The 13299-nt window shown below is 50.9% G+C and carries 13 protein-coding genes; 2 read left to right on the forward strand and 11 right to left on the reverse strand.

The window, feature by feature from the left end; all coding sequences use genetic code 11:
- Position 1 precedes the first annotated feature (1 nt).
- The 5 genes from K0I63_RS19875 to ubiG form a co-directional block, all read right to left on the reverse strand.
- Positions 2-790 carry a ParA family protein gene (locus K0I63_RS19875; RefSeq protein ID WP_011867644.1) on the reverse strand — a complete coding sequence of 263 codons (789 nt, stop codon included), beginning with the start codon at positions 788-790 and terminating at the stop codon, positions 2-4.
- Between the two features lie 96 nt (positions 791-886).
- Complete coding sequence (rsmG, locus tag K0I63_RS19880) at positions 887-1510, reverse strand: 16S rRNA (guanine(527)-N(7))-methyltransferase RsmG (RefSeq protein ID WP_220082139.1); 624 nt, start codon at positions 1508-1510, stop codon at positions 887-889.
- A 102-nt stretch (positions 1511-1612) separates the two neighbouring features.
- Entirely contained in the window at positions 1613-3502 is a 1890-nt protein-coding gene (gene mnmG, locus K0I63_RS19885; RefSeq protein ID WP_220082140.1) for a tRNA uridine-5-carboxymethylaminomethyl(34) synthesis enzyme MnmG, read from the reverse strand.
- A gap of 479 nt (positions 3503-3981) precedes the next feature.
- The gene (gene mioC / locus K0I63_RS19890) at positions 3982-4422 is read right to left on the reverse strand and encodes an FMN-binding protein MioC (RefSeq protein ID WP_220082141.1); all 441 of its coding nucleotides are present in this window, start codon (positions 4420-4422) and stop codon (positions 3982-3984) included.
- 130 nt (positions 4423-4552) lie between these two features.
- Positions 4553-5335 carry a bifunctional 2-polyprenyl-6-hydroxyphenol methylase/3-demethylubiquinol 3-O-methyltransferase UbiG gene (gene ubiG / locus K0I63_RS19895; RefSeq protein ID WP_220082142.1) on the reverse strand — a complete coding sequence of 261 codons (783 nt, stop codon included), beginning with the start codon at positions 5333-5335 and terminating at the stop codon, positions 4553-4555.
- 225 nt (positions 5336-5560) lie between these two features.
- Between ubiG and K0I63_RS19900 the strand changes: the two genes are divergently transcribed.
- The gene (locus K0I63_RS19900; RefSeq protein ID WP_220082143.1) at positions 5561-6529 is read left to right on the forward strand and encodes a nucleoside hydrolase; all 969 of its coding nucleotides are present in this window, start codon (positions 5561-5563) and stop codon (positions 6527-6529) included.
- Positions 6530-6566: 37 nt separating this feature from the next.
- Here K0I63_RS19900 and K0I63_RS19905 read toward each other — a convergent pair whose 3' ends face one another.
- The gene (locus K0I63_RS19905; RefSeq protein ID WP_220082144.1) at positions 6567-7208 is read right to left on the reverse strand and encodes a LysE family translocator; all 642 of its coding nucleotides are present in this window, start codon (positions 7206-7208) and stop codon (positions 6567-6569) included.
- A gap of 211 nt (positions 7209-7419) precedes the next feature.
- Between K0I63_RS19905 and K0I63_RS19910 the strand changes: the two genes are divergently transcribed.
- Positions 7420-8109: a sulfotransferase family protein gene (locus tag K0I63_RS19910; RefSeq protein WP_220082145.1), complete on the forward strand. Its 690-nt coding sequence runs from the start codon at positions 7420-7422 to the stop codon at positions 8107-8109.
- Between the two features lie 920 nt (positions 8110-9029).
- On the opposite strand, the gene mnmE is transcribed toward K0I63_RS19910, so the two are convergent.
- The 5 genes from mnmE to rpmH all read right to left on the reverse strand — a co-directional run bounded on the left by mnmE (position 9030) and on the right by rpmH (position 12858).
- Positions 9030-10391, reverse strand: coding sequence for a tRNA uridine-5-carboxymethylaminomethyl(34) synthesis GTPase MnmE (gene mnmE, locus K0I63_RS19915; protein WP_220082146.1), 1362 nt, complete (start codon positions 10389-10391; stop codon positions 9030-9032).
- A gap of 104 nt (positions 10392-10495) precedes the next feature.
- Entirely contained in the window at positions 10496-12124 is a 1629-nt protein-coding gene (gene yidC / locus K0I63_RS19920) for a membrane protein insertase YidC (protein WP_220082147.1), read from the reverse strand.
- Positions 12125-12127: 3 nt separating this feature from the next.
- Positions 12128-12382 carry a membrane protein insertion efficiency factor YidD gene (yidD, locus tag K0I63_RS19925; protein WP_011867657.1) on the reverse strand — a complete coding sequence of 85 codons (255 nt, stop codon included), beginning with the start codon at positions 12380-12382 and terminating at the stop codon, positions 12128-12130.
- Positions 12349-12705: a ribonuclease P protein component gene (gene rnpA, locus K0I63_RS19930; protein WP_220045366.1), complete on the reverse strand. Its 357-nt coding sequence runs from the start codon at positions 12703-12705 to the stop codon at positions 12349-12351. The genes yidD and rnpA overlap by 34 nt, the downstream gene beginning before the upstream one ends.
- 15 nt (positions 12706-12720) lie before the next feature.
- Positions 12721-12858 carry a 50S ribosomal protein L34 gene (rpmH, locus tag K0I63_RS19935; RefSeq protein WP_011867659.1) on the reverse strand — a complete coding sequence of 46 codons (138 nt, stop codon included), beginning with the start codon at positions 12856-12858 and terminating at the stop codon, positions 12721-12723.
- Positions 12859-13299 lie beyond the last annotated feature (441 nt).

A 13299-nucleotide genomic window follows, 5' to 3' on the forward strand; every position in this document is an offset into this window, starting at 1 on the left:
CTTAAGCTTGCTCTAACTGAGAATGCTGCTCAGCTCGTCGAATGATCTCGCCAGCCAACGCCAGGTAAGCCTTGGCACCGGCACTGGACTTATCGTAATACATGGCAGGGGCACCAAAACTTGGCGCCTCGGCGAGTCTCACGTTACGCGGGATCACTGTGCGATAAACCTTATCGCCAAAATGCTGTTTTAATTGATCCGACACGTCGTTAGCAAGTCGGTTGCGGGGATCGTACATGGTGCGCAGGATCCCTTCGATGGAAAGCCCAGGGTTCACCATGGCCGCCAGTTTACTGATGGTGTCCATCAGGGCGGTCAAACCTTCCAGGGCATAATATTCACACTGCATCGGCACCAATACAGAATCGGCGGCCGACATGGCGTTAACCGTCAGCATGTTCAGCGATGGCGGGCAATCGATGAAGATAAAATCATAGTAATCTTTGACTGGAGCCAGGGCGTTACGCAGGCGGATCTCCCGGGCGAAGAACTCCATCAGCTTGATCTCGGCCGCCGTCACGTCACCATTGCCGGCGATCAGATCGTATTTGCCGGCGGTATCGCGATAGACCACCTCCTCGACCGACTTTTCTTCGACCAAGAGTTCATAGGCGGTGTTTTCGACGCTGTACTTGTCGACGCCGCTCCCCATAGTCGCATTACCTTGAGGATCGAGATCGATAAGCAACACTTTTCGCTTGGTGGCCGCCAGAGAGGCCGCTAAGTTCACACAAGTTGTTGTTTTTCCGACGCCACCTTTCTGGTTAGCCACGGCTATCACTTTACCCACAATATCATCCTGTCTATCACGTTGGTCGATTCGATAGTAAAACGCCCTATCAAATTGCTTGAACTGGTTAAATAATGCAACTCTTAACCCAGGGGACTAAGCCGCTTTGACCACCCGTAGCAGGTGGCGCTGTTCGTCGAGGCGAGGCACCTTGAGCTCGAAGACGTCGGTCAGCTCGAATCCTTCGGGCATGTTCGCCATCTCTTCATCGCTCAACTGTCCCTTCAAGGCATAAAAACAGCCAGTGGGCTTTGGCAGATGGTGGCACCATTGCAACATGTCCTGAATCGACGCGAAGGCGCGGCTGAGCACGCCATCAAACTTCTCTTCGGGTTGATAGGCTTCGACCCGACTCTCGACCGAACTAATATTACCTATCGCCAGCTCAAATTGAACCTGTTTTTGAAAACGAATCCGTTTGCCCAGGCTATCGAGCAGCACAAACTCTTTATCTGGATTCATGATGGCCAGGGGGATCCCCGGAAGACCAGGTCCAGTGCCCACATCGATGAAACGCTCACCTACCAAGTGAGGGCTAGCCGCCAGGCTGTCCATGATATGACGGATCAGCATCTGCTCGGGATCCCGTACGGATGTCAGGTTATAGGCCTTGTTCCACTTGGCAAGCATGGCAACAAAATCAAGCAGTTGCTGTTTCTGCTTCGGAGTAGCCGTCATCTGCATGTCGGCAAGATAGCTGTCTAATTGGGCTGCTAACACAGGAGTATCCTCGATAAACAATGGGATATTATGAAGCCGAGTCGCAGGGATGGGAAGTGCTTGACCTCCCATCCCGGTCATCAAAATAGATTTTTTGCTGGTTTAGGCGCTCTTTCTGAGCAAGCCACGCTTCTTCAGGTGAACGAGTAGAATAGAGATTGCCGCCGGCGTGATCCCCGAGATACGCGAGGCCTGGCCCACGGTATCCGGCTTGTGATCGTTAAGCTTGGCGATCACCTCGTTGGAGAGGCCAGGCACCTCTTGATAGTCGAGATCCTGTGGCAGGCCGGTCTTCTCATGGCGAATCGCCTTGTCGATCTCATCTTGTTGACGCTGGATGTAACCCGAATATTTCACCTGGATCTGCACCTGCTCGGCGGCGCGTTGATCTTCGATGGCTGGGCCAAATCCCTCAACACTCATCAGCTTAGGGTAATCCAGTTCGGGTCTGCGCAGCAGCTCCTCGAAGGTGGCTTCACGGGTGATAGGCGTGTTGAGATGCGGGTTAAGCGCATCGACCAGCGGCGAGTTAGGGTGGATCCACTGACTACGCAGACGCTGTAGTTCGAGTTCGATCGCCTCACGCTTGGCATTGAACTTAGTCCAGCGATCATCATCCACCAGACCCAACTCGCGGCCTTTCTCGGTGAGACGCAGATCGGCATTGTCTTCACGCAGCAGCAGACGGTATTCGGCGCGGCTGGTGAACATGCGGTAGGGTTCTTTGGTGCCCAGGGTCGACAGATCGTCGACCAAGACGCCCAAATAGGCCTCGTCACGACGCGGACACCAGGCTTCTTTACCCTGTACCTGCAATGAGGCGTTCATGCCAGCCAATAGACCTTGGGCACCGGCCTCTTCGTAACCTGTGGTACCGTTGATTTGCCCCGCGAAGAACAAACCGGAAATAGCCTTGGTTTCTAAAGAGTTTTTCAGATCTCTCGGATCGAAATAGTCGTATTCGATGGCATAACCCGGACGGATGATCTCGGCATTTTCCATGCCTTGAATCGAACGCACCAGGTTCAACTGCACATCGAAAGGCAGGCTGGTGGAGATCCCGTTCGGGTAGATCTCGTTGGTGTTCAAGCCTTCAGGCTCGATAAAGATCTGATGCGAGCTCTTGTCGGCGAAGCGATTGATCTTATCTTCGATTGAAGGGCAGTAACGCGGACCTATGCCTTCAATCACCCCTGAATACATGGGGCTTCTGTCTAACCCGCCACGAATGATGTCGTGGGTGCGCTCATTGGTGTGAGTAATAAAACAGGAGATCTGCTTAGGATGATCTTTGACGTCACCGATAAAAGACATCACAGGTAGAGGATCGTCACCTTTCTGCTCAGTCATGAGATCGAAGTTAATGGTGTTGGCATCGATACGTGGTGGTGTACCGGTTTTCAGGCGGCCAACACGAATCGGTAATTCACGTAAACGATCGGCAAGGGAGATCGATGGCGGATCGCCTGCACGGCCACCGCTGTAATTTTCCAGACCAATATGGATCTTGCCGCTTAAGAAGGTTCCCGCCGTCAGTACGATTGCAGGTGCCTCGAAGGCCAGTCCCATCTGAGTAACGACCCCAATAACACGATCATTCTCGACGATGAGATCGTCTACCGCTTGTTGGAACAGGCGTAAATTAGGTTGGTTTTGCAGGATCTGTTGGATCTTGGCGCGATAAAGGGCGCGATCCGCCTGTGCACGAGTGGCACGTACCGCAGGGCCTTTACTGGAATTTAAGGTGCGAAACTGAATACCGGCATGATCGGTTGCAACGGCCATGGCGCCACCCAAGGCATCGATCTCCTTAACAAGGTGACCCTTACCAATACCCCCAATTGCCGGGTTACAGGACATCTGGCCTAAGGTATCGATATTATGGGTTAACAATAATGTCTTGGATCCCATCCTAGCAGATGCTAATGCTGCTTCGGTTCCTGCATGACCACCGCCAACAACAATTACATCAAACCGCTCATGAAAATGCATCAGATTCCCTTAAAACCTATATCGAAAATAAAAATGATATTGCCCATAGATCGGACAGAGTTACTCGATGAGTAGCCGAGTATTTTAGCATCTGGACAGCCATAGGTGAAAGATCAATTTAGGCCTTTCGATCGCCAAAGGATCTGGCTTATAGATCTTAAGATCTTTATATAGATCTTTTATTATGTTTACTATTAAGATCGCGATCTTCTGTGGGTAAGTCTATTTACCATTTAAAATCAATAGATAACGAGAGTTCGATCCTGTGATCTGATCGCGATCTAAATGAATTAAGCTTGTGGGTAGATCCCTTACTTATCCACAATGCAGATCTTAGATGTCGAGGTGGGTTGAATAATGCAGAGTTAGATCAGATCAAAATAATACCTTATCCACATATTTATCATTTCGGATCGTAATTTGTGGATAAGGTAGATCTAATCTGTGGGTGAGATCAGTGTAAAGAGGGAGGAGGGGATCTAAAGCTTATCTTGCCAGCCGCTCAACCACGCCTGGGCGGGCTCTTCGGGGATGGGATCGTATTGCACATCGATCTGGATCTTATCCACATAGACTTGTGCACCGCAATTTTCCATCGCCTCAATCAGTTTTTCCGGCCCCTGACAAAAGGTGTCGTAACTCGAGTCGCCTATGGCGCATAAGGCGTATTTAGTCCTGCTCAGATCTGGCTTTTTACTGTCGATCTCATCGAAAAATGGCTGCAGATTATCGGGGAGATCGCCTGCGCCATGTGTCGATGAGACGATCAACCACAGGCTCTTGGGATCCAGATCGTTCAGTTCGGCCTTCAGATGTACCTGGGTCTCGTGGCCCTGATCCTCCAGTTGGGCGGCTAACTCATCGGCGACATACTCGGCGCTTCCCAAGGTGGTGCCGACAATTAGTTCAATTTTTGCCATTATATTTCCTAAATTCAAATAGTTAATCTAGCTAGACAAGCAATGCTGTCAGCAGGCTGATTGCTGTCATCATAAGCCAATTCTTGGCGTTGGTCTTCTCTGCTTGCCTCATTTCGCGAGCAAAAGGGGATTAGGCCTCTAAAAGCCCAGGTATAGGCTTACTGGCGTAGAGCAGATAGTTGACCGCCGAATTGCTGGTGATCTTCCAGCGGCGGGTGAAGGGATTAAAGGCCATGCCCTCGACAGCTTTGGTCGACAATCCGTGGGGAGTGAGCATCTCGTCCAGTTCTTGGGGGGTAACGAAGTGGTGCCAGTCGTGGGTGCCTATGGGGAGGTAGCGCATGATGTACTCGGCGCCTATTATGCCGATGAGATAGGATCTCAGGGTGCGATTGAGGGTCGCCATCACCAGGAGACCGCCTGGTTTTAACAGGTCACAACAGGTGGCCACCAGCGCCGCCTGATCCTCGACATGTTCAATCACCTCGGTATTTAAGATCACATCATATTGAGGCTGATCCCTTGGAAGATCGCCGGCTAAGCAATGGCGATAATCTATGGGGATCGACCAGCTGTTAGCGTGGCGGCGTGCCAGAGTAATGTTATGTTCGCTGGCGTCTATGCCCGTTACCCGGGCACCCTGGCTGGCCAAGGGTTCGCACAGCAGGCCGACGCCGCAGCCTATGTCCAATAACGATAGCCCATCGAAGGGGATATCCTGGGTGAGATCGCGACCAAAATGGCTGGCGATCTGATCTTCTATGGCCGTGAGCCGGGTCTGATTGAAGCCGAGCACATGCTTAAACTTACCGTGGGGATCGCGCCACTCCTTGGCCAGTGCATCGAACTTGGCGATCTCCGTTTGGCTATCTATCTGGGTCTTGAAGCGGCTCAGTCGGCTTTTATCTAACATGCTTTAGCGTCTTTATTTTGTGTCTTAATTTAGTTTCTTTAATTAGAGTCTTAATCTGTGGCGATACTGGCGGCTACATCCTAAGGGGTTAACCGCGATTTATCTCTGTATTATAGATGATGCCCCTGGCGATTTTGGTGAGCTAAAAGCTGGATCACGTTAGTTTGGCCGGGGGCAGGCTAAGCTTGTCTCACTTTATACGTCTGCTTAAGGAAGTGAAGTTCAATGGTGCAGAAAATTATTTTAGATACGGATCCAGGCATAGACGATGCGATGGCCATACTGTTTGCCGAGGCGCATCCTGGTATCTCGCTCGAGGCGATCACCTGTGTTTATGGCAATGCTACGATAGATAATGCCACGGCAAACGCGCTCTTTTTAAAGCAGAAATATGCGCTAAAGGCGGATGTGGTTAAGGGCGCCGATAGGCCTCTGGTGAGACCGCCGGTGGGTCCGACGACCATAGTCCATGGCGAGACAGGCTTTGGCGATTTTCATGCGCCCAGCGTCAAAGATCTTCAGGCGGATCCCAGACCCGCCTATCAATATATTATCGATAGCGTGCGGGCTCAGCCCGGCGAGATCACTCTGGTGGCAGTCGGGCCGCTGACCAATTTAGCCCTCGCTTTACAGGCGGCGCCGGATATCGTCGATCTGGTGAAAGAGGTGGTGGTGATGGGTGGCGCCTTCGGCGTCAATGGTCACCGGGGCAATGTGACCCCTTATGCCGAGGCCAATATTCATGACGATCCCCATGCGGCAGATCTGGTCTTTACCGCGCGTTGGCCTGTGACCATCATAGGCTTGGATGTAACGCAGCAGAGCTTCTTTACCCGTGAGTATCTCGATGAACTGCGTGATGCGGCTGGGGAGCCGGGCGAGTTTATCTGGACCATTAGCCGCTTCTATCTCAAGTTTTACTCTCAAAAGCTGGGGCTGGAAGGCTGCCATGTACACGACCCATCGGCTATTGCCTATGTGATCGATAAGAGCCTGTTTACCCTGCGAGACGGTCCGGTTCGGGTGGTCACCGATGGGCCGGCCGAAGGCCATACCATACAGAAATTTGATGGTCGTCAGTATCCCCACGACGAGTGGCACGGTAAGCCGTCTCAGCGTATAGGAGTTGCGGTGGAGGACAAGCGATTGCTGGCCCTCTATCGGCAGACCTTAGTGGACTATGGCAAGCGTTGATTATGGTAAGAGTGGGCTAATGCCGGCGTGAAGCGCCTTAGCCCACGCTCTGTAGCTGGGAGGCCAGCAGCCAGATGGCCAACAGGAAGAAGATCAGCCCCATAAACTTGTTCTGATTGCTCCTGAACTTCTCGTTGTCGAGTAGATTCTTGCCCAGACTGCCAACCAGGGCCACCAGCAAGAGATTAAAACTCAGCCCCATGATGTTGAGCACTAACCCCAGGGCCAGCATCTGCTCAGTAGAGCTGGCTGTCAGTTGGCTGGAGACAAATTGGGGCAAGAAAAGCACGAAGAAGATCAGTGCTTTGGGGTTTAACAGGTTGCTGATCACCGCGCGGCGATAAAGCTGCCTGGCTAATTTTTTCTGCCCGGCGATCTCCGGCGCCTGACTCGGCGCGGCGCGCATACAGTCCCAGCCCATCTTCAGTAGGTAGAGACCACCGGCTATTCTTAATACTTCTAGTGCAATTGGGTTGAGGGCGATCAGCGCCGATACCCCCATCGCCGCCAGCAGGGTCAAGATCAAACCCGAGGTGGCATTACCGAAGCTGGCGTAGACGCCTACCTTCTTGCCATAGCTGAGACTCGAACTGGCGATGAGTAACATGTCGGGCCCGGGGATCAGGAGTAGGGCGATTACCGTGGTTAAATAGAGGGGAAGCAGTGCCAGATCTATCATGGTGTATCTACAAAAAAAGCCGTCTAGGGTCAAACAAGGCGCGGATTGTACAGGGTTGAAACGAATTTAACAGTGATCTCCTAGTGAAAGCCGCCTCTGTGTTGGCAGCTTGGCTTTACGCTTGAGAATAAATGACCTTTGGCCGAAAAGTCTGTTTTCCTGCCAAGGTATTTTCACTATACTGCGCCTCCAATTGTACCGAGCCATATCTATGCAGTCTCATCAGCCCGCACCGCCTGCAAGATCCACAAGTAAAGTCTTCATCATAGGATTGCCGCGAACCGGCACCACAAGCGTCAGTGTGGCCCTGTTGGAGATGGGGCTCAGGGTGGCGCACCAGGCCTTTACCAAACAGGCCGTTATTCTCGCCGATGCCATTTCCGATGCGCCGTGTTTTAGTGATTATCCTCAGCTACATAGCCTCTATCCGGACGCTAAATTTGTCTATCTCGATAGGCCGTTAGATGCCTGGGTGCCTTCGATGCAGATGCTGCTGAGCCGAATGTTGGTGCATCTGGAGCAAGAAAGAGGGCGTTTTCACCCTCTGCTTAAGCGCAGTTTCGGCCATACCTTTGGTATCTATCGCGTAGCCGACCCTATGGATGCTGAGCATCTAAAGACTTGTTATCAAGTGCATAAGCAGCAGGTGTTTGAATATTTTCATCAAGATCAGAGGAGCGCGCAGCAGTTCTTGAGTTTACAGCTGGAAGACCCCCAGAGTTTACCGCGCCTAGCCAACTTCATTGGATTGGATGCTCAAGTCGATAGTTCTCAACTTGCTTTTCCTCATCTTAATCGGGGGCGCAATGTCGCCAGCTGGGATGAATATAAGCATGAGCTAAAGATAAACAGCAACCTGGCCGGGCCTGAAAATCGCAAATATTTCAATTATAAAATTTAGATCAGCGATTGCTTAACTAGTCGTTTTATCGTTTGGCGCTGCCGGTGCTATTATCCCGGGTGTAAGTCTACCGACAATCGTTGCTCTGACGATTACATTGCTATCTATAGCTCTGCTCTATCTATAGTTCTTCTCTATCTAGTACCTTTCTACCTCTTCTCTACGAGAGGCTAAATCTGCCTAGTTTCACGTGGAACTCAGCTATTAGGGAGCGAGAGTCATCTCTGCCGGACATAGCTGGTCAGGCTTGGAACATCTGGTTCAAGTTTGGGGATCTAAGTTTGATAGGAGCTTAGGTTTGAGAAGATCTCAGACTGGCCGAGCTAAGTTTAAGATCAGGCCAATTCAACGTAATGGGGGTTAGGATCTTAAGCTGATATCAGCTATCACAAGGACAACAAATGGAAGAAGTGGATCACCTGAGTCGCCAGGGTAAATCTGGCCTAAAACCTGGGGAACGATGCCCGTGCGGGATGCGCGTCAGGTATACGAAAGTCTGTTCAGTGGGAGAGGATGCTCGCCCGGCGATCCCAAAAGATCTTACCTAAAATTGACGACATGCTTTTGAGTATAACTTTTTGGTTTAGATCCCATCGCGGGATCTAAATTTAGCAGCTTGTAAAACAAGCAAGACTAAAAAATAAATATAATCAACAAATTACATGATAAATTAAGTTATGCACCACTTTTGATCGCAAAGTGAATTACTTGTTGATATCTCTGTTGATTAATTCGATCGCCATCTTGGATGTTTATGCACCAAAATGAGGAAAGATCCCGCTGGGATCTTTCGCTGTTTGTTTAAATAATCTTCTCTGGATACGGCAAAGGCCCTAGCCTTAGGCTATCTGTAGAGGGCAGCATAAATGGCTGTTTGAAAAACGCTCATCTATAGTGCAATAAGAGAGCAATAAGTATGCTTATTTGCCTATACAGAACGAGCCGAAGATCTTGCCGAGCAGATCGTCTGAGGTGAACTTTCCGGTGATTTCCGACAGTGCCAGTTGACACATGCGTAGCTCTTCTGCCAGGAGCTCACCCGCTTGATAGACCTCTAACTGTTCCTGACCCAGTGCCAGATGACTGCTGGCGAGCTCTAATGCCTCTAGGTGGCGACGACGAGCCAGGAAACCGCCCTCGAGGTTGCTCTGATAGCCCATCAGGGACTTAAGGTGCGCCTTGAGTTCATCCACGCCCGAGCCTGTCTTGGCTGACAGGCGGAAGACCTTGTGGCCCTGCTCGTCGGTGGCGTCTAACGACTCACCGGTCAGATCCGCCTTGTTGCGCACCACTGTCACCCCTAGGTTTTTGGGCAGGCGATCGATAAAGTCTGGCCAGATATCATGGGGATCGACGGCGTCCGTGGTGGTGCCATCTACCATGAAGAGCACCTGATCTGCGGTCTCTATTTCGGCCCAGGCGCGCTCAATCCCTATCTGCTCTACCGTGTCTGTGGTGTCGCGCAGGCCAGCCGTGTCTATGATGTGTAGCGGCATGCCGTCGAGATGGATATGTTCTCGCAGCACGTCTCGGGTGGTGCCGGCGATTTCGGTCACGATAGCCGACTCTTTACCCGCCAGGGCATTGAGCAGGCTGGATTTGCCCGCGTTGGGACGACCGGCGATCACCACCTTCATCCCTTCGCGTATGATGGCGCCTTGCTTGGCGCTGGACTGCACCGAATCGAGCTTGGTGATGATCTTGCCAAGTGAGGCGGCAATCTTACCATCTGAGAGAAAGTCCACCTCCTCGTCGGGAAAGTCTATAGCGGCTTCCACGTAGAGACGCAGGTTGGTTACTTGATCCACCAGTTCGTGGACCTGAGTGGAGAACTCACCCTGTAGCGAGTTGAGCGCGCTCTTGGCCGCCTGTTCGCTTGTGGCATCGATCAGATCGGCAATCGCCTCGGCCTGGGTCAGATCCAGCTTGTCGTTCATGAAGGCCTGCTCACTGAATTCACCCGGCTTGGCGATACGCACGCCATCGACATCCATGACACGCTTGATCAGCATATCCAGCACTACCTGGCCGCCGTGGCCCTGGAGCTCGAGCACATCTTCGCCGGTGAAGGAGTTAGGGCCCTTGAAGTAGAGGGCGATGCCTTGGTCGATAACGGCGCCATCGGCGGCCTTGAAATCACAGTAGTCGGCATAACGAACCTTAGGCAGATGCCCGAGTACGGCCATGGCTACGTCGCTGGCCTTGTCGCCAGAGACCCTGATGATACCTACGCCGCCGCGGCCTGGTGCGGTTGCTTGTGCCACGATAGTATCTGTCGTCATTACTGTGTTTCCTGCGCTGATGGAATGAAAGCTGTCTTCATTAAAAAGCAAAAAGCGGTCAATACTGAGTATCCGACCGCTTTTTCATTAGTTGGAGCTAGAGGTTATTTTAACCCTTTTTTCTCCAAACCGGCATAGATGATCTTCTGCTGGGTGATGGCCACCAAGTTACCGACCAACCAGTAAAGTACCAGACCCGCTGGGAACCAGAGGAAGAAGACGGTAAAGATAACCGGCATCCACTGCATCATCTTCTGTTGCATAGGATCCATGGTTGGCGCCATAGGTTGCATCTTCTGCATCAGGAACATAGAGACACCCATCAGCAGCGGCAGTACATAGTAGGGATCTTGTACCGATAGGTCGGTGATCCAAAGCATGAATGGCGCGTGACGTAGCTCATAGCTTTCCAGCAGTACCCAGTAGAGGGCGATGAAGATAGGCATCTGTAGCAAGATAGGCAGACAGCCACCCATAGGGTTCACTTTCTCTTTCTTGTACAGTTCCATCATGGCCTGACCCATCTTCTGACGGTCATCGCCGAAGCGCTCTTTCATGTCCTGCAGCTTAGGTTGCAGGTTACGCATCTTGGCCATAGAGGTGTATTGCGCCTTAGTCAGCGGGTACAACATACCACGTACGGTCAGCGTTATTAGGATAATCGCCACACCCCAGTTACCCACGAAAGATTGATAGAACATCAACAACCAGTGGATAGGGATTGCCAGCCACCATAGGAAGCCGTAATCAACAACTAGGTTCAGCGATTCAGAGATGGCCGATAGGGCTTCTTGGTCCTTAGGACCCACGTAGAACTGGGCACTGATAGTCTGCTGTGTACCAGGTGCGACATCATAGACGGCACCACGGAAACCGATATTGGCCAGGCCGCCGGCGCTTACGCTAGAGAAGATGGTGTTTTGATCGTTTGCTGGTGGTACCCAGGCTGATACGAAGTAGTGTTGCAGCATGGCTGCCCAACCACCAAGGGTCTTCTTGTCCAGGTTCTTGTCGGCCATATCTTCGAAGCTGTACTTCTCGTAGCGGGTATCTGCTGTCGAGAAGGCGGCGCCGCGATAGGTCGGCATCATCATGCTGCTTTCGCTTTTCTTGATGCTGTGCTTGATCTGACCATACATCTGCACCTGTAGCTGCTCGGCTGAGGTGTTGTTGATGCGATATTCAACGCCGACATCAAACTTGCCTCTGTGCAGGGTTAACACCTTAGTGTAGGTCACGCCATTGTCGGCAACATAGGTCAGTGGGATCTCCAGGGTATCCTGGCCATCGGCTAGGGTATAGGCCTGTGACTGGCTGCTAAAGTGGGCACGGCCCTTAGCGCTGCTGTCGATGCCGTTACGGCCAATCAGACCACTCTGAGAGATGTAGTAGATGTCTTTGGTTTGCTGCAGCAGGACGAAAGGTTCTTCCTTGTCTTGCTCTAGCTTATGACCCACCAGCGCAGAGTAGACGATATCGCCACCCACTGGGTTAATTTTCAGGGTCAGTTGGTCTGTCGTGACGCTAATGAGTTCTTTAGAGGCGGCTACTGCTTCTGGAAGAGCAGCGTCGGCATCGGGAACGTCAGCACTGTGCGCATCTGTGACGGTTGAAGCTACAACTGAAGATTCAGTGGCAACCGGTTGCGGATTTTTGTCTGTTTGCCATTGCTGCCACAGCAAAAAGCTGACAAAAAGCAGACCGATGAGCAATATATTGCGTTGAGATTCCATAGCCTATTTATTACACCTGTTATTTTTTGGAGGGACGGGATCTTCACCGCCCGGATGTAAAGGGTGACATTTTAATACGCGTTTCCCTGCAAACCAACTCCCTTTCACAAATCCGTGCAATCGAATCGCTTCGAGCGCGTAATTGGAACATGTGGGGTGAAAACGGCACTTTGGCCCCAGTATAGGGCTGATAAAGATTTGGTAGCCTCGGATCAGCTTAGTGGCTAGCCATTGTAACGGCGACTGAGCTTGCGCCATAACTTCTCTACCAGTTTGTGCAATGCTGCATTATCCATTTCCAATACACCGTTTCTGACGAGCACGACGATATCGAGCGGCGGTAATTCGTGTTGGTGCAAACGAAAACTGTCGCGGATGATACGTTTAACTCGGTTGCGCTGATTGGCTCGCTTAACATAACGCTTTGCAACAGTTAATCCAATACGAGGATGCTGTAACTCATTAGGGATGGCGAGTAAGGTTATTTCAGCTGAAGAAGCTTTGATGGGATTGGAGAATACAGATTTGAATTGCGCGGGAGTTAACAGACGTAACTCCCGCGTAAAGGTATAGCTGGTCACTTGCATTTCTACTTATTAAGCAGAAAGACGAGCGCGACCTTTTGCACGACGACGTGCGATAACCTTACGGCCACCAACAGTAGCCATACGAGCGCGGAAGCCGTGAGAACGCTTGCGCTTCAGGTTGCTAGGTTGAAAAGTACGTTTACTCATTATGGCAATCCGTCTTTGTTAGGTGAATAAACCTTATCCCTATAAAAGAGGTAAGGGCAAAAAAGAGGCCGAATTGTAATCACTTTAGTTAAGCCCGTCAACAAGCAAAACCCTCAAGTGGGTAAAATCTGCCTCTATATCTTCTTATCAAGTTATCCTTACACACTATCTAGTGTGGATAACTCTGTGAATGGCCACTATATCTTGTGGATCTAGTGATCATTAGCCAGATCGAAGGTCGCCAATTATAGATCGATCTGGATCGCTTAATAAAGCTGAGTTTGCTGCTTTGTCAGATTATTTTGATCGTTAAGGATCGTTTTGGATCTGCGTATATAAATAAAGATGATCTTACTGGGGATAAATCTATTTAAAGGATAGCGATCCTAGTGATCTCGCTATAGAATACACCTCTTTTGTATGATCTTTTGGGGATAAGTA

Source organism: Shewanella rhizosphaerae (genome assembly GCF_019457655.1).
Lineage (GTDB): Bacteria > Pseudomonadota > Gammaproteobacteria > Enterobacterales > Shewanellaceae > Shewanella > Shewanella loihica.

What these genes read in the sequence shown, in the direction of transcription:
- mnmE (WP_220082146.1), bottom strand. Translation starts at nt 10,391, where the DNA reads ATGACGACAGATACTATCGTGGCACAAGCAACCGCACCAGGCCGCGGC.
- rpmH (WP_011867659.1), bottom strand. Translation starts at nt 12,858, where the DNA reads ATGAGTAAACGTACTTTTCAACCTAGCAACCTGAAGCGCAAGCGTTCT.
- ubiG (WP_220082142.1), bottom strand. Translation starts at nt 5,335, where the DNA reads ATGTTAGATAAAAGCCGACTGAGCCGCTTCAAGACCCAGATAGATAGC.
- mnmG (WP_220082140.1), bottom strand. Translation starts at nt 3,502, where the DNA reads ATGCATTTTCATGAGCGGTTTGATGTAATTGTTGTTGGCGGTGGTCAT.
- yidD (WP_011867657.1), bottom strand. Translation starts at nt 12,382, where the DNA reads ATGGCGCAAGCTCAGTCGCCGTTACAATGGCTAGCCACTAAGCTGATC.
- mioC (WP_220082141.1), bottom strand. Translation starts at nt 4,422, where the DNA reads ATGGCAAAAATTGAACTAATTGTCGGCACCACCTTGGGAAGCGCCGAG.
- K0I63_RS19910 (WP_220082145.1), top strand. Translation starts at nt 7,420, where the DNA reads ATGCAGTCTCATCAGCCCGCACCGCCTGCAAGATCCACAAGTAAAGTC.
- yidC (WP_220082147.1), bottom strand. Translation starts at nt 12,124, where the DNA reads ATGGAATCTCAACGCAATATATTGCTCATCGGTCTGCTTTTTGTCAGC.
- K0I63_RS19905 (WP_220082144.1), bottom strand. Translation starts at nt 7,208, where the DNA reads ATGATAGATCTGGCACTGCTTCCCCTCTATTTAACCACGGTAATCGCC.
- K0I63_RS19900 (WP_220082143.1), top strand. Translation starts at nt 5,561, where the DNA reads ATGGTGCAGAAAATTATTTTAGATACGGATCCAGGCATAGACGATGCG.